This window comes from Acidovorax sp. (assembly GCF_046339755.1).
Classification (GTDB): domain Bacteria; phylum Pseudomonadota; class Gammaproteobacteria; order Burkholderiales; family Burkholderiaceae_C; genus Acidovorax.
Map to the genome: position 1 here is coordinate 1 of NZ_JBKDTZ010000284.1, position 20,155 is coordinate 20,155.

Annotated in this window: 19 protein-coding genes; 12 read left to right on the forward strand and 7 right to left on the reverse strand. The window is 68.3% G+C overall.

Annotation, left to right across the window (positions count from 1 at the left end; genetic code table 11):
• From ACK59X_RS24530 to ACK59X_RS24565, 8 genes are all read left to right on the forward strand, one after another.
• A partial coding sequence (locus ACK59X_RS24530) for an amidohydrolase family protein (protein ID WP_409960971.1) occupies positions 1-591 on the forward strand: 591 nt, incomplete at its 5' end.
• 1 nt (position 592) lies between these two features.
• Entirely contained in the window at positions 593-1,276 is a 684-nt protein-coding gene (gene ligK / locus ACK59X_RS24535; RefSeq protein ID WP_059400367.1) for a 4-carboxy-4-hydroxy-2-oxoadipate aldolase/oxaloacetate decarboxylase, read from the forward strand.
• Between the two features lie 11 nt (positions 1,277-1,287).
• On the forward strand, positions 1,288-2,220 hold the full coding sequence (locus tag ACK59X_RS24540; protein WP_409960972.1) for a DUF1932 domain-containing protein: 933 nt from the start codon (positions 1,288-1,290) through the stop codon (positions 2,218-2,220).
• Positions 2,217-3,137, forward strand: a complete 921-nt coding sequence (locus ACK59X_RS24545) for an amidohydrolase family protein (protein WP_059400366.1) — start codon at positions 2,217-2,219, stop codon at positions 3,135-3,137. The genes ACK59X_RS24540 and ACK59X_RS24545 overlap by 4 nt, the downstream gene beginning before the upstream one ends.
• Before the next feature lie 12 nt (positions 3,138-3,149).
• Entirely contained in the window at positions 3,150-3,599 is a 450-nt protein-coding gene (gene ligA / locus ACK59X_RS24550; protein WP_059400365.1) for a protocatechuate 4,5-dioxygenase subunit alpha, read from the forward strand.
• A gap of 1 nt (position 3,600) precedes the next feature.
• Positions 3,601-4,473, forward strand: a complete 873-nt coding sequence (locus ACK59X_RS24555) for a class III extradiol dioxygenase subunit beta (protein WP_059400364.1) — start codon at positions 3,601-3,603, stop codon at positions 4,471-4,473.
• A gap of 40 nt (positions 4,474-4,513) precedes the next feature.
• A complete protein-coding gene (locus tag ACK59X_RS24560) occupies positions 4,514-5,473 on the forward strand; it encodes a Gfo/Idh/MocA family oxidoreductase (protein ID WP_059400363.1) in 960 nt (319 codons plus the stop codon).
• Between the two features lie 78 nt (positions 5,474-5,551).
• Positions 5,552-6,553, forward strand: a complete 1,002-nt coding sequence (locus ACK59X_RS24565) for an aldo/keto reductase (RefSeq protein ID WP_017404468.1) — start codon at positions 5,552-5,554, stop codon at positions 6,551-6,553.
• 155 nt (positions 6,554-6,708) lie between these two features.
• Here ACK59X_RS24565 and ACK59X_RS24570 read toward each other — a convergent pair whose 3' ends face one another.
• The 6 genes from ACK59X_RS24570 to ACK59X_RS24595 form a co-directional block, all read right to left on the reverse strand.
• Positions 6,709-7,446, reverse strand: a complete 738-nt coding sequence (locus ACK59X_RS24570) for an aspartate/glutamate racemase family protein (RefSeq protein WP_017404467.1) — start codon at positions 7,444-7,446, stop codon at positions 6,709-6,711.
• Between the two features lie 13 nt (positions 7,447-7,459).
• Positions 7,460-8,461 (reverse strand): Bug family tripartite tricarboxylate transporter substrate binding protein, encoded by a 1,002-nt coding sequence (locus tag ACK59X_RS24575; protein WP_017404466.1) that lies wholly within the window; start codon positions 8,459-8,461, stop codon positions 7,460-7,462.
• 55 nt (positions 8,462-8,516) lie between these two features.
• Positions 8,517-9,308 (reverse strand): amidohydrolase family protein, encoded by a 792-nt coding sequence (locus ACK59X_RS24580; RefSeq protein ID WP_017404465.1) that lies wholly within the window; start codon positions 9,306-9,308, stop codon positions 8,517-8,519.
• 119 nt (positions 9,309-9,427) lie between these two features.
• Positions 9,428-9,952: a cupin domain-containing protein gene (locus ACK59X_RS24585; RefSeq protein WP_017404464.1), complete on the reverse strand. Its 525-nt coding sequence runs from the start codon at positions 9,950-9,952 to the stop codon at positions 9,428-9,430.
• A 21-nt stretch (positions 9,953-9,973) separates the two neighbouring features.
• A complete protein-coding gene (locus tag ACK59X_RS24590; RefSeq protein WP_409960973.1) occupies positions 9,974-10,951 on the reverse strand; it encodes a Bug family tripartite tricarboxylate transporter substrate binding protein in 978 nt (325 codons plus the stop codon).
• 908 nt (positions 10,952-11,859) lie between these two features.
• Entirely contained in the window at positions 11,860-12,981 is a 1,122-nt protein-coding gene (locus tag ACK59X_RS24595) for a porin (RefSeq protein ID WP_409960974.1), read from the reverse strand.
• A gap of 925 nt (positions 12,982-13,906) precedes the next feature.
• Between ACK59X_RS24595 and ACK59X_RS24600 the strand changes: the two genes are divergently transcribed.
• The 4 genes from ACK59X_RS24600 (at position 13,907) to ACK59X_RS24615 (ending at position 19,844) form a co-directional block, all read left to right on the forward strand.
• Positions 13,907-14,899, forward strand: coding sequence for a tripartite tricarboxylate transporter substrate binding protein (locus ACK59X_RS24600; protein ID WP_409960975.1), 993 nt, complete (start codon positions 13,907-13,909; stop codon positions 14,897-14,899).
• Between the two features lie 12 nt (positions 14,900-14,911).
• Positions 14,912-16,720 (forward strand): thiamine pyrophosphate-binding protein, encoded by a 1,809-nt coding sequence (locus tag ACK59X_RS24605; RefSeq protein WP_409960976.1) that lies wholly within the window; start codon positions 14,912-14,914, stop codon positions 16,718-16,720.
• On the forward strand, positions 16,717-18,219 hold the full coding sequence (locus tag ACK59X_RS24610) for an aldehyde dehydrogenase family protein (protein WP_409960977.1): 1,503 nt from the start codon (positions 16,717-16,719) through the stop codon (positions 18,217-18,219). Before ACK59X_RS24605 ends, ACK59X_RS24610 begins: the two co-directional genes overlap by 4 nt.
• A gap of 629 nt (positions 18,220-18,848) precedes the next feature.
• Positions 18,849-19,844, forward strand: coding sequence for an alpha/beta fold hydrolase (locus tag ACK59X_RS24615; RefSeq protein WP_017404457.1), 996 nt, complete (start codon positions 18,849-18,851; stop codon positions 19,842-19,844).
• Positions 19,845-19,860: 16 nt separating this feature from the next.
• Here the strand turns inward: ACK59X_RS24615 and ACK59X_RS24620 are convergent, their stop codons facing one another.
• Entirely contained in the window at positions 19,861-20,025 is a 165-nt protein-coding gene (locus ACK59X_RS24620; RefSeq protein ID WP_172739421.1) for a hypothetical protein, read from the reverse strand.
• Positions 20,026-20,155: the final 130 nt, after the last annotated feature.

Below are 20,155 nucleotides of genomic sequence, written 5' to 3' on the forward strand. Positions count from 1 at the left end.
TCGGGCGGCCACTGGACCAGCCCGCCGCTGACCGACCGCCACTGGTACCCCATCTACGAGAAGATGGTGGAGTACGACCTGCCCGCCATGATCCACGTGAGCACCAGCTGCAACGCGTGCTTCCACACCACGGGCGCGCACTACCTGAACGCCGACACCACGGCCTTCATGCAGTGCATCCAGGGCGACCTGTTCAAGGACTTCCCCACGCTCAAGTTCCTGATCCCGCACGGCGGCGGTGCCGTGCCCTACCACTGGGGCCGTTTCCGCGGCCTGGCGCAGGAGATGAAGAAGCCCCTGCTCGAAGACCACCTGCTGAACAACATCTTCTTCGACACCTGCGTGTACCACCAGCCGGGCATCGACCTGCTCAACACCGTGATCCCCGTGAAGAACGTGCTGTTCGCCTCCGAGATGATCGGCGCCGTGCGCGGCATCGACCCCACCACCGGAAATTACTACGACGACACCAAGCGCTACATCGAAGCGTCGAAGATCCTGAGCGGCGACGACAAGCACCAGATCTACGAAGGCAATGTGCGCCGCGTGTTCTCCCGACTCGATTCACGACTGAAGGCAAAGGGGCTCTGACATGTACGAATTAGGCGTTGTCTACCGCAACATCACCCGCGCCGATCGCGCAGCCGCTGACGGCCTGGCTGCCCTCGGCTCGGCTACCGTGCACGAGGCCATGGGCCGCGTGGGCCTGCTCAAGCCCTACATGCGCCCCATCTACGGCGGCCAGCAGGTCAGCGGCACAGCCGTCACCGTGCTGCTGCAGCCCGGCGACAACTGGATGATGCACGTGGCGGCCGAGCAGATCCAGCCCGGCGACGTGGTGGTGGCGGCCGTCACCTCCGAATGCACCGATGGCTATTTCGGCGACCTGCTGGCCACCTCGTTCCAGGCGCGCGGTGCGCGGGCGCTCATCATCGACGCCGGCGTGCGCGACGTGAAGACCCTGCAGGAGATGAATTTCCCCGTGTGGAGCCGCGCCATTTCCAGCAAGGGCACGATCAAGGCCACGCTGGGCTCGGTCAACATCCCGGTGGTGTGCGCCGGCATGTGGGTCACGCCGGGCGACGTGATCGTGGCCGACGACGATGGCGTGGTCTGCGTGCCCGCCGCGCGCGCCGCCGAGACGCTCGAGGCCGCGCGCAAGCGCGAGAGCTTCGAGGGCGAGAAACGCGCCAAGCTCGCCTCGGGCGTGCTCGGCCTGGATATGTACAACATGCGCCCCGGGCTCGAAAAGGCCGGGCTGCGCTACATCGACTGAGGACCTACGCCATGCCCATCCCCGCATCGGCGCAGGACTGGCACATCGGCCTCGTCGGCTACGGCGAGGTCGGCCGCATTCTCTGCGAGGACCTGCGCGCCCAGGGGCTGCGCGTCTCGGCCTACGACCGCAAGCTCGGCGGTGCGCTACAACGGCCCTTGTTGGAGCACGCGCGGGCCCATGGCGTCGAGTTGCTCGACAGCCACGCCCGGCTCGCGGCCACTGCCGACTTCGTGATCAGCGCCGTCACCGCCAGCCAGACGCTGGACGTGGCCCGGGCGTGCGCTCCGCAGGTGCGCAAGGAAGCCTTCTATCTGGACTTCAACTCGGCCTCCCCGGGTGCCAAGCAGGCGGCCGGCGCGCTGATTGATGCGGCCGGTGCCCGGTACGTCGAAGGCGCGGTGATGACCAGCATTCCACCTTACCGCATCAAGGTCCCGCTGCTGCTGGGCGGCGCCTCGGCCAGGGCGCTGGCCGAGGCCATCGCGCCGCTGGGCTTCGTCGCCAAGGTCGTCAGCGACCGGCTGGGCGTGGCCTCGGCCACCAAGATGTGCCGCAGCGTGATGGTCAAGGGCCTGGAGGCGCTGGTGATCGAGAGCTTCACGGCCGCGCGGCACTACGGCGTGGAGGACGCGGTCATCGCCTCGCTCCAGGAGACCTTTCCCGGCATCGACTGGGAGAAGCAGGGCGCCTATTTCTTCCAGCGCGTGATCGAGCATGGCCGCCGCCGCAGCGAGGAGATGCACGAGTCCGCGAACACGGTGCGCGAAGCGGGCATGCCCGCCTTCTCCGCGCAGGGCACAGCCGAGCGCCAGGCCTGGATGGCGGACCGCGCGGACGCCGGGTCGTTCGGCGAACGCGGCGCTCCGGGATTCGCGCGCGCCGCCGACTGGCGCGCCGAGGCCGACCGCCTGTTGCAATCTCTCAAGGAACCCACCGCATGAGCACTTTCACGAAAACCCCAGGCTGGCTCGACTGGTACGCCGGACCCAGCAAGCCCCGCTTCCAGGTGCCGCCCGGCAGCGTGGACGCGCACTGCCACGTGTTCGGCCCGGGCGCGGAGTTCCCCTACGCGCCCGAGCGCAAGTACACGCCCTGCGATGCCTCGAAGCACGAGCTGTACGCGCTGCGCGACCACCTGGGCTTTGCCCGCAACGTGGTGGTGCAGGCCACCTGCCACGGCGCCGACAACCGCGCCATGGTCGATGCCTGCCTGTCCAGCGGTGGCAAGGCGCGCGGCGTGGCCACGGTCAAGCGCTCGGTGACCGATGAAGAATTGCAGGCCCTGCACGCCGCCGGTGTGCGCGGCGTGCGCTTCAACTTCGTCAAGCGCCTGGTGGACTTCACGCCCAAGGACGAGCTGCTGGAGATCGCCGGCCGCATCGCCAAGCTCGGCTGGCATGTGGTGATCTACTTCGAGGCGGTGGACCTGCCCGAGCTGTGGGATTTCTTCACGGCCTTGCCTACCACCGTGGTGGTGGACCACATGGGCCGGCCCGACGTGACCAAGCCCATCGATGGGCCCGAGTTCGAGCTGTTCCTGAAGTTCATGCGCCAGCACCCCAACGTGTGGAGCAAGGTCAGTTGCCCCGAGCGCCTGTCGGTCACCGGGCCGAAGGCGCTCAACGGCGAGCAGGCGGCCTACCAGGACGTGGTGCCGTTCGCGCGAAAGGTGGTGGAGGAGTTCCCCGACCGCGTGCTCTGGGGCACCGACTGGCCGCACCCCAACCTCAAGGACCACATGCCCGACGACGGCCTGCTGGTGGACTTCATCCCCCACATCGCGCCCACGGCCGAGCTGCAAAAGAAGCTGCTCGTGGACAACCCCATGCGCCTGTATTGGCCCGAAGAGGCGAAGTAAGGAGAGCGCGCCATGTCCCTCGACAAACCCTACCTCGACGTGCCCGGCACCATCATCTTCGATGCCGAGCAGTCCCGCAAAGGCTACTGGCTCAACCAGTTCTGCATGTCGCTGATGAAGGCAGAGAACCGCGAGCGCTTCAAGGCCGACGAGCGCGCCTACCTCGACGAATGGGCCATGACCGAGGAACAGAAGCAGGCCGTGCTGGCCCGCGACCTCAACTGGTGCATGCGCACGGGCGGCAACATCTACTTCCTGGCCAAGATCGGCGCCACCGACGGCAAGAGCTTCCAGCAGATGGCCGGCAGCATGACCGGCATGACCGAGGAGGAATACCGCAACATGATGGTCGGTGGCGGCCGCTCCCCGGAGGGCAACCGTTTTCTCGGCGAGGACGGCGACGCCCAGCCGCAACACCAACCCCAAGGCAAGGCCGGCCATAAAACCACGGGCAGCAACTGACATGGCCAAGATCACCGCATCCGTCTACACCTCCCACGTGCCCGCCATCGGCGCCGCCATCGATCTGGGCAAGACCCAGGAACCGTACTGGCAGCCGCTGTTCGCGGGCTACGACTTCTCCAAGGAATGGGAAAAGGCCCAGAAGCCCGACGTGGTGTTCCTGGTCTTCAACGACCACGCCACCGCGTTCAGCCTGGACATGATCCCGACCTTCGCCATCGGTACGGCCGCCGAGTACCAGCCCGCCGACGAAGGCTGGGGCCCGCGCCCTGTGCCCGCCGTCCACGGCCATCCGGCGCTGGCGGCGCACATCGCGCAGTCCGTCATCCAGGACGACTTCGACCTCACCATCGTCAACAAGATGGACGTGGACCACGGCCTCACCGTGCCGCTGTCGCTGATGTTCGGTCAGCCCCCCCAGTCCGACTATCGCTGGCCCTGCAAGGTCATCCCGTTCGCCGTCAACGTGGTGCAGTACCCCGTGCCCTCGGGCAACCGCTGCTTCCAGCTGGGCAAGGCGATCCGCAAGGCCATCGAGTCGTTCGACGAAGACCTCAACGTGCAGATCTGGGGCACGGGCGGCATGAGCCACCAGCTGCAGGGCCCGCGCGCCGGCCTCATCAACAAGGACTGGGACAACCGGTTCCTGGACCGCCTCATCGCCGAGCCCGCCGAGCTGGCCAAGGTGCCGCACATCGAATACGTGCGCGAGGCCGGCAGCGAAGGCATCGAGCTGGTGATGTGGCTCATCGCCCGCGGCGCCATGGCCGACGTCGCTGGCGGACCTGCGCCCAAGGTGGTGTACCGCTTCTTCCATGTGCCCGCCAGCAACACCGCGGTGGGCCACCTGATCCTGGAGAATCAGCCCGCCTGAGGCTGGCTGATTTCGAATCAACCCGTAAAGGACCCCCACCATGACCATCAAAGTAGCCCTGGCCGGCGCCGGCGCCTTCGGCATCAAGCACCTGGACGGCATCAAGAACATCGACGGTGTCGAAGTCGTCTCCCTCGTCAGCCGCGACCTGGCCAAGACCCGGGAAGTGGCCGACAAGTATGGCATCCAGCACGTGACCACCAAGCTCGAAGACAGCCTGGCCATCAAGGAAGTGGACGCGGTGATCCTCTGCACCCCCACGCAGATGCATGCCAGCCAGTCCATCGCCTGCCTGGAAGCCGGCAAGCACGTGCAGGTCGAGATCCCGCTGTGCGACGTGCTGGCCGACGGCGAGAAGGTCGCCGCCCTGCAGAAGCAGACCGGCCTCGTCGCCATGTGCGGCCACACCCGCCGCTTCAACCCCAGCCACCAGTACGTGCACAAGAAGATCAAGGCGGGCGAGTTCAATATCCAGCAGATGGATGTGCAGACGTTCTTCTTCCGCCGCACCAACATGAACGCGCTGGGCCAGCCGCGCAGCTGGACCGACCACCTGCTGTGGCACCACGCCGCCCACACCGTGGACCTGTTCGCCTACCAGGCCGGCAGCCCGATCGTGAAGGCCAACGCGATCCAGGGCCCGATTCACAAGGAGCTGGGCATCGCGATGGACATGAGCATCCAGCTGCAGGCAGCCAACGGCGCCATCTGCACGCTCAGCCTCTCGTTCAACAACGACGGCCCGCTGGGCACCTTCTTCCGCTACATCGGCGACACCGCCACCTACATCGCGCGCTACGACGACCTGGTGCAGTCGCACAGCAAGGGCCCCGAGACGCCGGTGGACGTGAGCCAGGTCGACGTGAGCATGAACGGCATCGAGCTGCAGGACCGCGAGTTCTTCGCCGCGATCAAGGAAGGCCGGGAGCCCAATGCCAGCGTGGCACAGGTCCTGCCGTGCTACCAGGTGCTGAACGGCCTGGAACGGCAACTCAACTGAGTCCGCGCCATTTGGCACTGTATCGTTTCCACTGCCTGCACGGCAAGCGCCGCGGGCGTTCTTCCTGGGAGAAGCGCAATGCAGACACGCACCCTCGGCCCATTCGAAGTCAGCGCCATCGGTCTGGGCTGCATGAACCTCTCGCACGCCTACGGCGCGCCCGTCTCCGCCGACACGGGTGAGCGCGTGCTGCTGGCGGCGCTGGATGCCGGCGTGACGCTGTTCGACACGGCGGCGCTGTACGGCTTCGGTGCCAACGAGGAGTTGGTGGGCCGCGTCCTCCGGCCCCATCGCCAGCGCATCACCCTGTGCAGCAAGGGCGGCATGGCCGGCGTGAAGGGCGAGGACGGCGTGACGCGCCGCGTGATCGACGGCCGCCCCGCCACGCTGCGCAGCAACTGCGAGGACAGCCTGCGCCGCCTGGGCACCGACGTGATCGACCTGTACTACCTGCACCGCTGGGACAAGCAGGTGCCCATCGAGGACTCGGTGGGCGAGCTGTCGCGGCTGGTCGCGGCAGGCAAGGTGCGGGCCATCGGCCTGTCGGAGGTCTCCGCCGCCACATTGCACCGCGCGCACGCCGTGCACCCCGTCGCCGCCGTGCAGACCGAGTACTCGCTGTGGACGCGCAACCCGGAGATCGCGGTGCTCGACGCGTGCCGCGAGCTGGGCGCGGCCTTCGTTGCCTTCAGTCCCCTGGCGCGCGGCTTCCTCTGCGGCGAACTCGTGGACGTGGGTGCGCTCCACGAGAAGGACATCCGCCGCGCCATGCCGCGCTTCGCGCCCGAGGCCTACGCGGCCAACCTGAAGCTGCTGGACGGCTACCGCAGGATCGCGCGGGACGCGGGCTGCACCCCGGCACAGCTGGCCCTGGCCTGGCTGCTGCACCAGGGCGGCCACATCGTCCCCATTCCCGGCACCACGAGCGTGGAACACCTGCTGGACGACCTGGGCGCCGCCAACATGCGGCTGCACGCCGCGGTGATCGAGCGGCTGAACGTTCTGATCAACGAACTTACCGTGGTCGGCCAGCGCTACAGCGCGCAGAGCGCGAACGAGGTCGACACCGAAGCCTTCTGAACCGCGAAGGCCCCTGGCGTCCGCGAGCCCGCCTTCGCGGTGTTGCGGGCGCCCTGCTGCCGGTTCCACACGGTGCGAGGGCAGGAATGCCCAGGCGCGAGGTTGTGAGGTTCACCCCGCCCTCCTCCGGCGGTCGGGCCGCGCCCCGGACCGCGTCAGGGTGCTCCGGCGCGGGCCAGCAGGCGGCCGTAGCCTGGAACCCCCGGCAGCGCGCCAAGCTTGCGCATGCAGTACCAGGCCACCGCCGTGTTGCTCGTGACGACGGGCCGTCCCAGGGAACGCTCCAGGGCCTCGATGGTCTCGGCCGTCCGCACGGTGGTGCAACTGAGGACGTATGCGTCCGCCCGCGCATGGGCATGGCGCGTGGCGAACGCATGCCACGCCTGCGGCGCGATGGCCATCATCTCGCGGCCGGTGCGGCAATCCAGGCCGGCGTTGCCGAGGATCTCGAATCCATGCTCGGCGAAGTAAGCCGCCTCCCGGTCATTGACGGCCGCCGTGTACGGGGAGAGCAGCACCACGCGCCGCGCGGGCAGGGCCTGCAGCGCCGCCACCAGGGCCTGCGACGTGGCCACGCAGGGCAGCCCAGTCGCGGACTGGATGCGCGCGAGAATCGACGCCTCCAGCTCGGTGCTGTAGGTCGACACGGCGGTGCAATGGAACACCACGATGTCGACGCCCGCGTCCGCGAGCAGCTCGGCCGCCGGCTCGACATCCCGGGCCATGCCCAGCAGGCTCGCCTCCGAACTGTCCACGAGCTTCAGCCGCGTGACCGCGATGGCGATGTCGGCGGGAAGCATCGCGCGCAGTTGCGGCTCGGCGGCCTGGTTCACGGAGGGCAGCAGCACGCCGATGCGCCCGCCCGATCCGTAGTCGAGTGCTGGGGCGGTCATGCCGATGCGCCCTTCAGTTCAGCTTGAGCCCGAGCTCCTTGATCAGGGGCGCGTACTTGGCGGTCTCCCGCCGGATGGTCTCGTCCATCTCCTCGGGCGTGGTGCCCGCCGTCTCCAGACCGAACACCATGAGCTGGTCCCTGACTTCCTTGCGCTGCACGACCTCCACAACGTCCTTGTGGATCTTGTCGATGATCGCCCGCGGCGTGCCGGCGGGCGCGGACAGTGCATTCCACATCAACAGTTCGTAGCCCTTGAGCCCGGCCTCCGCCAGCGTCGGCACGTCGGGCAAGGCCGCGGAGCGGACCGGACCCGTCGTGGCCAGTGCACGGATCTTCCCGGACTGGATGTGCGGGACATTGGCGGCGATGCCGTCGAAGCTGACCTCGACGTCCCCCGAGAGCATTCCTTTGACGACCTCCGAGGCGCCGCGGTACGGCACCTGGACCAGCTTGATCCCGCTCTGCCGCGTGAACATCTCGCCTGCGAGCTGTGTGGACGTGGTGCTGGAGCCGTAGTTGATGCTGCCGGGCTGGGCCCGGGCGGCAGCCACCAGGTCGGCCACCGCCCTGAAGGGTGTCCGGTCGGTTGCGGTGAGCACCAGGGACTGGCGGGCGACGATCGAGATGGACGCGAAGTCCTTGATCGGATCGTAGGGCAGCCGCGAATACAGCGCCGGGTTCAGCGTGTAGGTCGAATCCAGGGGCATGAACAAGGTGTAGCCGTCGGGCGCGGCCCGGGCGGCCTCCTGCGCCGCGATCAGCGTGTTGGCCCCGCCCTTGTTGTCGACGACGACGGGCTGGCGCCACTTTTCGGACAGGCGTTGCGCGATCGCTCGGCCCAGCACGTCGGCGGGCCCACCGGCCGGGAAGGGCACGATCAGACGCACCGGCCTGGCGGGGAAGCTGGCCGCGGCCTGCGCCTGCGCAGCGGCGGGGAGGACCGGTAGCAGCAGCATCGGGACGAGCAGCGTGGCGCGCTGCGCCGCGCGGCGCAGCAGATGGAACATGGGCATGGGTGTCTCCTCTTTCTTTTGATCGCAGGGGGTCGGCGGCGCCGGGGCGGGCCGCTCAGAACCCGTACAACTGCTCGGGGTTGCGCACCAGGATCTGGTGGCGCTGTGCTCCGTCGGGCACCCAGGTCAGCATCTGGTCCAGCAGGTCCGTGGTGTTGGGCATCTCGCCCTTGAACGAGACGTGCGGCCAGTCGCTGGCCCATACCAGGCGGTCCGGCCGGGCGGCCAGCAGCGCCTGGACGTAGGGCACCATGTCCTCGTAGGGCGGAGGCAGCGCCGACATCCGGTAGCCGCAGGACAGCTTGACCCAGCACCGCCCCGTGTTCACCAGCCTCAGCAGCGCCTGGAAGCCAGGCTGCCCCACGCCGTCTCCCGGCCTGAGCGAGCCCATGTGGTCGATCACGACGTCGGTGGGCAGTTCGCGCAGGGTGGGCTCCATCTCGGCCAGCGGAGCTCGGCCCTGGTCATCCATGACGTGGAGCTGCACATGCCAACCCAGGCGGGCGATGCGCGCCGCCAGCGCGGGCATCTCGGCCAGCGGGACGGCACCTGCATGGCCGATGTTGTAGCGCACTCCCCGCACGCCGGCTTCGTGCAGGCGGTCCAGTTCGGCATCCTGCACCTCGGCCCGCAGCGCGACGATGACGCGCGCCGGCCGGCCCAGCTCGGCCACCGCCTCCAGGTGCCGCCGGTTGTCGGTGCCATAGCCGCTGGGCTGCACGAGCACCAGGCGCTCGACGCCCAGGGTGTCGTGCAGCGCGCGCAGCCGCGCCGGCAAGGCGTCGGGCACATCGAAGGCGCGCGTCGCGGCCACGGGATAGCGGTCGGCGGGGCCATAGACATGCACATGGCAATCCGCGGTCCCCGGCGGGCAGATCAGCCTGGGCTTGCGGGGAGCGGGATCGGGAGGCTGGCACAGCGGAATCTCCGCGGAAGCTCGCGCGCTCGTTGCAGGCGACGGGCCGCTCATTCGAAGATCCGATCCTCGTGCAGCACCACGGGCACTTCCTTGTTCTTCTCGGAATAGCCATCGAAGGGCTTGCCCTCCAGGTCGATGCGCGCGAGCACGTCGCTGTCGGGGTCGATGTGCGCGCCGATGCGCAGCATGACGAGTTCCTCGCGGTCTTCCTTGGCGTGGAACCAGTAGAAGGTGCCGGCCGGCAGCAGCACGCAATCGTTCCTGCCTGCCTCGCGCGTCTCGCCATTCGGCCCGTGGAACACCGCGCCGCCCTGCAGGATGACGAACACGTGGTCCTCGTTGGAATGCGCGTGGATCTCGTTCTCGCCACCGCTCGCGTAGGTCTTGAGCACCACGTTCATGTAGCGCGACGCGCCGAGGACCTGGTTGGTGCGGCCCTGCTTCGGCAACTGGGTCCGGATGTGGAAGAAGCTGGGCTGGCCCGGCTTGTTCAGGCGCGCCATCTCCGCGCGCCACTCCGCGGCGCTGTTGACGATCGGGGCGAAGCTGTGGCTGGGGCTGTTCGTGGTCATGGTGAATCTCCTTAGTGAATGTCAATCGATCCTGATTCCGGCTTCCGCGATGACGGGACGCCACCTCGCGGCCTCCGAGGCGATGAAGCTGCGCAGCGCCTGCGGCGAGCTGGCGTCGGCCAGCAGCCCGGCGCCCAGGAGCGTCTCCTGCACGTCCTTGGACGCGAGGGCTTGCGTCAGCGCGCGGTTGAGCTCGTCCACCACCGCAGCGGGCGTGCCCTTGGGCGCCAGCAACGCCATCCACACGTCGATGTCGGGCAGCTTGATCCCCACATCGGCCATCGATGGCACGTTGGGCAGCGTGGGGATGGGCTTGGCGCTCAGGCGCGCGAGCGGCCGCAGCGTGCCCTTCTCGAAATGGGGCATGGCGGTCGTGATGCCGTCGATGGTGAACGTGACGTCCTTGGTCAGCAGGCTCTGGGTCGTGCCCGCGCTGCCCTTGTAGGGCACCGAGACCACCTCCTTGCCCAGCGTGCGCTTGAGCAGCTCGCCGGAGAGCTGGGACGTGAAGGTGCCGAAGCCATAGCTCATTGCGGCGGCGCCGGCCTTGGACTGCGCGAGCAGCGCCTGCATGGACTGGGGTCCGGCCTGGTGGGTCATGACCACCAGGGGCGTGGTGGCCACCTTGCCGATCGGCTCGAAATCCTGGACGGGATCGTAGGGCAGCTTGGCGTAGAGGTACTGGTTCATCACCAGCGTGTTGTCGATGGCCATCAGCAGCGTGTAGCCGTCCGGCGCCGCCTTCGCGACGGCATCGGCGCCAATGATGGTGTTGGCGCCCGGCTTGTTGTCCACCACGATCGGCTGGCGCATCAACTCGCCCATACGCTGCCCGACGACGCGGGCCAGCAGGTCGGTGGGACCGCCGGCGGGGAACGGTACGATCATCCGGATCGGCCGGCTGGGATAGTCACGGGAAGCTGGTGCTTGTGCGTGCACCGGAATGGCGGCGCAAATGAGCGACACGGCGAGGGCCGCGGCGACCTGGAAGGTTTTCATGGGGTGTCTCCTGGGCGGTTGTCGATATCCGCGATTCGTTGTCGCGGACGATTTGTTGACCGCTGTCAATTCTGGGGGGCCGGTGCGTGCCCGGCAACGCAGGCTGGCCTATTCGCTGTATCGAAGAAATGAATTCGCCATGCTCCGCGCCTTTCGGAGGTCTCCGCCGTCGTCGGCGGTGGCCGGCCACAAAGGGACGCGTCGCCCTCCAGGGGCATGGGCCAGGCGTTCACGCCACGCGGCGCGCGGGCGACGACCGCCAGCATGGTCACCGCTGGGTGCAGGCACGGTTGCACGAAGCGCAGTTCGTGCTCGACATCAACGCGGACCGGTTCGGCGCTCCGGAGATCCTGGTCCTGCCCTTGCCCGCCGCGCTTGCCTGGCAGCGGGCGAGCGCATCCGCATCGCTGAGCACTAGGCCGAAGCGCAACGTGCAGTCCTGCGCGAGAAGGCGCCCGCCGTCGCTCAAAGCCCGGGCGGCGCGGCCGAACGGCACGCGCCAGCGCATCCGACGGTCCCGGGGATCGGCGGTCCGGGAGAGTCCATGTTCAGTGACTGCACGGACGACGCGACGGGCCCTCGGCCGCGGCGCGCGCTCACCAGGCCACCGCGCGAGCCGATCAAGGCGGCGCCGCCGCTCCGGGGCGCAGCTCCAAGCAGGCTCCTTGTGCCGCCCCCAATGCGCGCCACCTTGGCCACCGCCTCGGGCGCGGGACGGTCGGCCCGACCTCGCGCGGGAGACGATGCCCTTGCCCACCTTCTCGGCGCTTTCCCCGGGCAGGCGCCCGTGCACAAAAAAAGGCGCCGGGTTGCCCCGGCACCAAACCTTGGAGATAACAATGCGGGGATCCCGGCGCCCAGCCACCGCGGCCCATCGCGGGGCCGCAGCGGCGTGCCGCCGGTCGCCATCAAAAGTTGTGACGGACCCCCATGTAGATGTTGCGGGAGCTGCCGCTGGACGAGCCGACCAGCATGGCCGGGGCCTGGGCAGTGCCGGTGCCCAGCACGTACTGCGACCCGTTCTTGTTGCTGATCTGTCCCACGCCGAAGTACAGGCGCGTCCTCTTGGACAGGTCGTAGTCGCCGCCAAGCGAGATCCAGTTCGCGTCCCGGTTGCCCGTCAACGCCGTGTAGTCGGACCGGTCGTTGACGCGGGTGAACTGGGCAACGGCCGTGAACTGTCCGAACGGCACGCGCACGCCGAGGTTGGTCAGCCGGAATTCGCTCGTCGAAGCACCGGGCATGCGGGCGATTGCCCCGGTGCAGGTCGCGCAGGAGTTCTTCTCCACCGTCATGCCCAGGAAGAACTTGGCGAAGCGGGCGTCGTAGGAGCCGCCAACCACCATCGCCGAGACCTTGCCCGCAGCATCGTCCGGCCCCTCCTGCCGCTGGAAGCCCGCATTGAGGTCGAAGCCCCCGGCCTGGTAGCGCGCGGATGCGCCGTACCCGCGTCCGATCGTCGTCGAGTTCTCGCCGAAGGAGTACTGGCCGCGGAACTCGATGCCGCCCCAGCGCGGGGACACGTAGTTGACCGCGTTGTCCTGCCGCGCCGACACCCCCATCGGCAGCACCTGGCGCTGCGTGGTGGGGCTGACGTTTCTGGTGAGCGCGAGCAGCCCGCCGGCGCCTTCCCAGACGAAGGCGTCCACACTGCTCTGGACCATGTAGTACGGAGTGGGAATACGGCCCATCTGCAGCGTGCCGAACCGCGCATCGCTCAGGCCGACCGACGCCTCGCGCCCGAACGCGCGACCGCCTTGGCCGAGCGTGCCGTCGTCGAGGTTGATGCCCATCTCGAGGCGGAAGACGGCGGCAAGCCCTCCTCCCAAGTCCTCCACGCCGCGAAAACCCAGGTTGCTCCCCGCACTTCCGCCCGATACCAGCCGATTGACACTCGAGCCCCCCGATCTCGGCGAGTCCCTCCCGGCATCCACCCGCCCATACATGGTCACGCTGCTCTGGGCATTGGCTGCGCCGCAAACGCACAGCAGCGCGGCGCATGCAACCGCATGCTTGGCCATTCCGTTCATAGTTGTCTCCTTCGTTGAACTTGGGGCTTGGCCCCGATTCCTCTTCTTCACATTGCGCCTGGCGTCTCATGGGAAAGCTCCACGCGCAGCCCGCCAAAGACCACATCGTTCGATGACTCGCGGGTTCATCGTGGTTCCTCCGGCTCGTTCAGTATAGATAGACGCCTAATCTTTTGATAGTCGCCTAATCAAATTTTCCGGATTCAGAACGCCCGGCTGTGGCGGGCGTGCGACGCTTTCACGCCTGACCCGTTGGTGGCCGCGAAACACTGGCAGAGACCATCCCGCACGGCATCGGAACCAACCCGGATTGATTGGATGATCAATGCCTCGCGCCGGACTCCGCAGCATCCCGTCGGGTTCGAATCCCGTTGTCGCCGCAAGGAGCAATGGACGAACGAAGACGGTGCAACGTCGATTCACAACCGATGGGGTGCCTGGCCAGCGAGCCAGTCGCGCGCCGGCCTCTGCCCGCCGTTCACGGGCACGCGGGCACGTCCGCCAGCGGCGTTCTTCCAAGTTCCACGCGCTGCTTATCGGGCCATCGCCGGCCCGCTGCACCGGTGCGCGAGACCGTGGTCACCGTGCAGCGGCACACGGACATGCGGACCGGTTGTCAGGACAGTGCGGCGTCTTCACCAATGCCCGCGAGGCACGATGGAAGCCGAGCGCATTGGCCATGCGGGCGCACAGCGCACCTCCGGGCGCGAGAGCCCTGCGCACCCTGGAGGACAGGATGGCCACCGGGCGGCGCCGGTTGAACCATCGATCAACCTCGGGATGAACCCTAGCTCGCCACGCGGGCTGCCACGCCGCGTTGCTTCTTCATAGGTTGACCGCGCATTCAAGCTTGATGCACATCAACCTTGTTTCTAGCATTGGGTTCTTCTTAGGGCACGTGTAGTTGCCTGCAACCGGAGACACCATGAAGAATCCATCAAGCCCCACCCGGCGATCGCTGCTCGCGGCCGCCACCATGCTCGCTGCAGGCCTCGGCCACGTGGCCATCGCGCAAGAAAACTACCCCACCAAGCCGGTCACCCTCATCGTTCCGTTCACTCCCGGCGGTAGCAACGACGTCATCGCCCGCGTGATCGGCCAGCGGCTCAGCCAGATCTGGAACCAGCCCGTCATCGTGGACAACAAGGCAGGCGCTGCCGGAAGCATCGGGACCGACCACGTGGCCAAGGCCCCTGCGGATGGCTACAAGCTGCTGATCACCAACAACAACACCATGTCCATCAATCCGGTGCTGTTGCCCAGCACGCCGTACGTCGTCGCGCGCGACTTCGCACAGGTCACGCAACTCGGCGTAGTGCCTGTCGTGCTGGTCGCGAACTCGAACGTGAAGGCGACGACCGTGAAGGAACTGGTGGATCTCGCGAAGGCCGCCCCGGGCAAGCTGACCTATGCCTCGTCGGGCTCCGGCAGTCCGCAGCATCTGTCCGCGGAGCTCTTCAAGGCGATGACGGGCACCGACATCACGCACATCCCCTACAAGGGCGCGGCGCCGGCCATCACCGACATGCTGGCCGGCCAGGTGGACATGCAGTTCGGCGCCATCAACTCGCTGCTGCCGCACATCCGCACTGGGAAGCTACGCGCACTCGCCGTGGGCGGCACCCGGCGCGCCACCCTGCTAGCCGATGTCCCGACAATGGCCGAGGCGGGCCTGCCCCAGTACGACAGCGAGATCTGGCTCGGCCTGGCGGCTCCCACAGGGACGTCGGCGGCAGTCATCAAGCGGATCAACGCCGATGTCACCAAGATCCTCAACGAGCCCCAGGTGAAGGAAAAGCTCGCCGAGCAGGGCATCGAGACGCGGCCGAGCACGCCACAGGAGATGACCCAGCTCGTCGAGAAGGACACCGCGCGATGGGCGAGCGTCATCAAGAGCGCGGGCATCAAGGCCGACTGAGCGGAGTACCCATTGAATTCGAAGCAAGCCATTCCTTTGCGTCGCGACATCCCCGCACCGGGCGCCGGCGCCGGCACCCTGTGGGCCAGCGACGCGATCGCGGAGATGATCCGCGCGCTCGACATCCCCTATGTCCTCCTGAACCCCGGGTCGAGCTTCCGCGGACTGCACGACAGCCTGGTGAACCACCTCGGCAACACCGACCCGCAGATGCTGGTCGTGCTGCATGAAGAGCATGCCGTTGCGATCGCCCACGGCTACGCGAAGGTCACCGGGAAGCCACTGGCGGCGATCGTCCACAGCAACGTGGGCCTGATGCATGCGTCCATGGCCATCTTCAACGCCTGGGTGGATCGCGTGCCTGTGCTGGTCCTGGGGGCGACGGGCCCGGTCGACGCCGCCCAGCGGCGCCCCTGGATCGACTGGATGCACACCGCGCAGGACCAGGGCGCGCTGGTGCGCGACTTCAGCAAGTGGGACGCGCAGCCGGCTGCCGTCGCCGCGTCGTACGAGGCGCTGCTGCGGGCCAAGCAGATCGCGCTGACCGCACCCGCCGGCCCCACCTACGTGTGCTTCGATGTCTCGCTGCAGGAGACGCGCATCGATGCGATCCCGGCGCTGCCGGACGTCAGCCGCTACCAGGTTCCCTCCCCCGCCGTGCCGGGCAGCGATGAGCTGGCCAGAGCCGCAGCGCTGCTGTCCTCCGCGGCCCGCCCGGTCATTCTGATGGGGCGGGTCTCCAGGTCTAGCGAGGGCTGGCGCCAGCGCATCGAGCTGGCCGAGAAGCTGAATGCGCAGGTCCTTACGGACCTGCGCGCCGGCGCATCGTTCCCCACCGACCATCCGCTGCACGCGGCCGTGCCGGGCGTCTTCCTGACCCCGGACGCGGCCGCCACGCTGCGCGCCGCCGACGTCGTGCTGAGCCTGGACTGGTACGACCTGAACGGCACGCTGCAGCAGGCGTGGCGCAACGAGAGCGTCGGCGCCAAGGTGATCCAGGTCTCGCTCGACCACTACAGCCACCGGGGCTGGAGCATGGACCACCAGGGCCTGCCGCCGGTGGACGTGTTCATGCCGGTGGAGCCGGACGTCGCCGTGCCCCTTCTCTGCGCTGCCTGCACCGAGCGCCCTTCGGCCCTCCAGGCCCCGAAGAGCCCGATGGCCATGCCCCCGGTTCCGCAAGACGGGACGATCAGCATCGCGATGGTCGCCGACGCCCTGCGCCGGGCCGCGGGCACGCAGCCCATCACCCTGATCCGTGTGCCACTGGGCTGGAGCGGCGAGATGGGCCACTTCCGCGATCCGCTGGACTACCTGGGCATGGACGGCGGCGCCGGCATCGGCTCCGGGCCGGGCATGGCCGTCGGCGCCGCGCTGGCGCTGCGTGGAACCGACCGACTGCCCGTGCTGATGACCGGCGACGGCGACTACCTGATGGGCATGACAGCACTGTGGACCGCCGCCAATGCTGGCGTTCCCCTGCTTACCATCGTCTGCAACAACCGGTCGTTCTTCAACGACGAACTGCACCAGGAGCGCGTGGCCCGCGATCGTGACCGCCCGGTGCAGAACCGGTGGATCGGCCAACGCATCGGAGACCCGGACCCCGATCTGGCCACCCTCGCGCACGGGCTCGGCCTGCAGGGCTTCGGGCCGACGGACAGCCCCTCGGAGCTCGACGAGATCCTGGGCCGCGCCGTCGCCGCGGTGCGGGAAGGCGCGACCGTGGTCGTCGACGTGCACGTCACGCCGGGCTACAGCGCCGCGATGGCCTCCGGCATGACCCGCTCCCATGAGGACCAGGAAGGAGGCCAGCCATGACAGCGGCGCCCATCGTCCTGCCGGACAGCGGCGACCTGAGCCCCTACGTCCAGCGCGTCCTGCCCCGGTCGAGCGGGCTGTTCTGGGACGGCCGCTGGCATGAAGGGACGGGCCCGGCGATCGCGACCTACAACCCGTCCACGGGCGAGCGCCTGGCCGACGTGGCCTCGCCGGCTTCGGCGGAGGTCAACGCGGCGGTCGCCTCGGCGAAAGGCGCCTTCCCGGCCTGGGCCGGCACCCCACCCCTGCAGCGCGCGGCGCTGCTGCGGGAAGCGGCACGCCGCGTGCGCCTGCATTCACGCGAGCTTGCGCTGCTGGACGCCGCCAACTGCGGCAATCCCGTGCGCGCCATGCAGATGGACGCGGAGATCGCGGCCATCCAGCTGGACTACTTCGCGGGACTGGTGCTCGAGATCAAGGGCGAGACCATCCCCACCGCCAACGGCGCCCTGAACTACACGCTGCGGGAGCCGCTCGGCCCCGTCGCGCGGATCTTCCCCTTCAACCACCCGTTCATGTTCGCGGCAGGCAAGATCGCCGCGCCGCTCGCTGCGGGCAACACGGTCATCCTCAAGCCGCCGGAACAGGCGCCGCTGTCGACCATCCGGCTGATGGAGATCCTGGACGGCCTATTCCCTCCGGGCGTGCTGAACTGCATCGCCGGCGGCCGGGACACAGGTGCGGCGCTGTCCGTGCACCCGGATGTGGAGGCCGTCGCGCTGATCGGAAGCGTCGGGGCGGGCAAGGCCGTGCTGCGGTCCGCCGCGGAGACGATGAAGCGCACCCTGCTGGAGCTGGGCGGCAAGAACGCGATGGTCATCTACCCCGACGCGGACCTGCGCAGCGCGGTGGAGGGGGCCGTGCGCGGCATGAACTTCACATGGTGCGGGCAGTCGTGCGGCTCCACGAGCCGCCTGTACGTGCACCGCTCCCTGCACGACGAGTTCATGCAGCGCGTGACGGAGGAGCTCGCGCGCAAGCACCGGCCCGGCATCGCGACCCATCTGGACACGACCATGGGCGCGATGGCGAGCCGCGCCCAGTACGACCGCACACTGCAGTACATCCAGGCCGGCATCGAGGAAGGGGCCACGCTGCTGACGGGCGGCCGCGCGGCGCGCGGCGCGCAGCTGAAGGACGGGCTGTTCATCGAGCCCACCATCTTCACGGGCGTGCGGCCCGACATGCGGATCGCGCGCGAAGAGATCTTCGGCCCGGTGCTCTCGGTGTTTTCCTGGGACGACGAGGACCGGATGCTGGTCGAGGTCAATGGCACGGAGCTCGGACTGACGGCCTCGGTGTGGACCACGAGCCTGAACACCGGCCTGCGCGCCGCCAAGCGGATCCAGTCGGGCTACGTGTGGGTCAACGAGTGTTCGGTGCACATCCCTGGCGCGCCGTTCGGCGGCTACAAGCAGTCCGGCGTCGGCAGGGAGGAGTCCAAGGAGGAACTGCTGGAGTTCACGCAGCTCAAGAACGTCAACGTGAAGCTCGGCTAGAGACCATGGTTGCTCGATAGGTTGCCAAGAGGCTCGTCGTCGGCATCGTGGATTGCGCGCTTTCGTGTACCGGGCAAGATGCGACGCGCTCTCCAGCCACGATCCGTATGAACACAGGTCTTCCTTCGCCTGTCGAGCGACCACCCTGTCCAGCGCCCGGCCCGCCGGAATGCTAAAGGGGCCCGCGCCATGCGGAACGCTGGTTCCGCCGCGCCCATCCACCGTACGGCCTGCCCCCAAGCGCAACTCGCATATCGCCTCGGGAAATCTCTCCTGCGAGTAGCCGGCCAGGTCGCTCCTCGAGCCCATCGACATCTGCGGCATGACGACGCAACACAGCTCCTCGAGGTCTGGGGCCAGGGCGTCGCTCCGCCCACGTTCAGTGAGGAGGTGCAGGTGCTGTCGCGGCGGCTGGACAGCGCACAACAGGGTTCGCCCCAGCTTTCATATTGTTAGTCGATTAACAATAATGGTCGGCATGGCCTGGCCGCGCTGGGCCGTCCTCGCCAGACGCTCCGGCGACCGTCCTGCACTGCCAGAGTCGATGCCAATGCCACAGAGAACCAGGAGACAAGATGCACAACACGCCCCCCGCCTCCCGCCGGAGGTTCTTCCGCACCAGTGCTGGCATGGGTGCCGTCCTAGCCGCGGCCACCAGCACCGGCGCCTCCGGCGCCAGCACGCCCCCCCACGCCGCCGTGCGGGTGCGCAGCGGCTTTGTGGCCGGTCCTTCGACCTACTACGAGGTTCTGGAGCCGGTCGCGAAGACCCGCAAGCCGCCCATGGTGCTGATCCACGGCGGGGCGCACACCGGCTCCTGCTACATGGCGACCGCCGATGGCCGCCCGGGCTGGGCGCCCTTCTTCGCAGCCCAGGGCTACCAGGTGGTGGTCCCTGACTGGGCAGGCACCGGTCGCAGCGGCTACATCCCCTACGACGACCTGTCGGGCGAGACGGTCGTGAAGGGCCTTGGCAAGGTGCTGGCCACGCTGGACCGCCCGGCGATCGTCATGACGCATTCGATGTCGGGCCCCTTCGGCTGGAAGCTGCTCGAACTCTTCGGCGACCGCATCGTCTCCCTGGTGGCAATCGCACCTGGCGGGCCGGCCAACGTCAGCGCGCCGACCGAGTTCCTGTCCAGCACGTCGGACGACGTGGAAGTCCGCTTGGCACCCGGCGCTCCGGTGCTCAAGCTCAGCCGCAAGCTGCCCTTCGTTGCCGAACCGGGCTGGGCCACGAAGAAGCTGGTCGGCAGCAGCACGCGCTTCCCGCGCGAGCACCTGGACAGCTACCTGGCCAGCCTGACCGTCATTCCGCCCCGCCTGCTGCTAGAGCGGGTGAACTATGAGAACAGCGCGCCCCGTGTGACCGACCCCTCGGGCTACAAGGGCAAGCGCGTGGCCCTGATCATGGGCACCAACGACGCGGACCACACGGCCGCCATCGACAAGCCCATCGTCGACTGGCTGAACGACATCGGGGCGCGCGCGGAATTCATTCCGCTGGGCGACCGGGGCATCCAGGGCAACGGCCACATGATGATGATGGAGAGCAACAGCGACCAGTTGGCAGCCGGTATTGCCGCCTGGCTGCAGACCGGCAAATTCAGCGCCTCGGCGTCCTAGTACCTCCGGGCAGTGCTCAGGCCAACTCCGCCGTGATCCAGCGGCGCAGGCTGTTGGAGTAGGCCAGGTCGGTGACGCGCGGCAGGTCTTCCACCCGCACCATGCCCTCTTCCAACCACCACCGCGCGGACGCACCGCTTAGCAGGCGGCAGCGCAAATGCGGAGTGGCCATCGCCGTCATCGGGGCTGCCCCTCGCAAAGAGGGAGACGCACGAGTTCGCAGCGGCAGGCCGGTTGCCGCGGGCCCGCAATGCCCGGCGTCCAGTCCGCTCCTCCAGAGGATCGCCTCTCGGCTCCGAGCGACACAGGGC

Bases quoted from the DNA above. Each gene is read 5' to 3' on its own strand.
- ligK (WP_059400367.1), top strand. From the start codon at position 593: ATGTACGAATTAGGCGTTGTCTACCGCAACATCACCCGCGCCGATCGC.
- ACK59X_RS24540 (WP_409960972.1), top strand. From the start codon at position 1,288: ATGCCCATCCCCGCATCGGCGCAGGACTGGCACATCGGCCTCGTCGGC.
- ACK59X_RS24545 (WP_059400366.1), top strand. From the start codon at position 2,217: ATGAGCACTTTCACGAAAACCCCAGGCTGGCTCGACTGGTACGCCGGA.
- ligA (WP_059400365.1), top strand. From the start codon at position 3,150: ATGTCCCTCGACAAACCCTACCTCGACGTGCCCGGCACCATCATCTTC.
- ACK59X_RS24555 (WP_059400364.1), top strand. From the start codon at position 3,601: ATGGCCAAGATCACCGCATCCGTCTACACCTCCCACGTGCCCGCCATC.
- ACK59X_RS24560 (WP_059400363.1), top strand. From the start codon at position 4,514: ATGACCATCAAAGTAGCCCTGGCCGGCGCCGGCGCCTTCGGCATCAAG.
- ACK59X_RS24565 (WP_017404468.1), top strand. From the start codon at position 5,552: ATGCAGACACGCACCCTCGGCCCATTCGAAGTCAGCGCCATCGGTCTG.
- ACK59X_RS24570 (WP_017404467.1), bottom strand. From the start codon at position 7,446: ATGACCGCCCCAGCACTCGACTACGGATCGGGCGGGCGCATCGGCGTG.
- ACK59X_RS24575 (WP_017404466.1), bottom strand. From the start codon at position 8,461: ATGCCCATGTTCCATCTGCTGCGCCGCGCGGCGCAGCGCGCCACGCTG.
- ACK59X_RS24585 (WP_017404464.1), bottom strand. From the start codon at position 9,952: ATGACCACGAACAGCCCCAGCCACAGCTTCGCCCCGATCGTCAACAGC.
- ACK59X_RS24590 (WP_409960973.1), bottom strand. From the start codon at position 10,951: ATGAAAACCTTCCAGGTCGCCGCGGCCCTCGCCGTGTCGCTCATTTGC.
- ACK59X_RS24595 (WP_409960974.1), bottom strand. From the start codon at position 12,981: ATGAACGGAATGGCCAAGCATGCGGTTGCATGCGCCGCGCTGCTGTGC.
- ACK59X_RS24600 (WP_409960975.1), top strand. From the start codon at position 13,907: ATGAAGAATCCATCAAGCCCCACCCGGCGATCGCTGCTCGCGGCCGCC.
- ACK59X_RS24610 (WP_409960977.1), top strand. From the start codon at position 16,717: ATGACAGCGGCGCCCATCGTCCTGCCGGACAGCGGCGACCTGAGCCCC.
- ACK59X_RS24615 (WP_017404457.1), top strand. From the start codon at position 18,849: ATGGGTGCCGTCCTAGCCGCGGCCACCAGCACCGGCGCCTCCGGCGCC.
- ACK59X_RS24620 (WP_172739421.1), bottom strand. From the start codon at position 20,025: ATGACGGCGATGGCCACTCCGCATTTGCGCTGCCGCCTGCTAAGCGGT.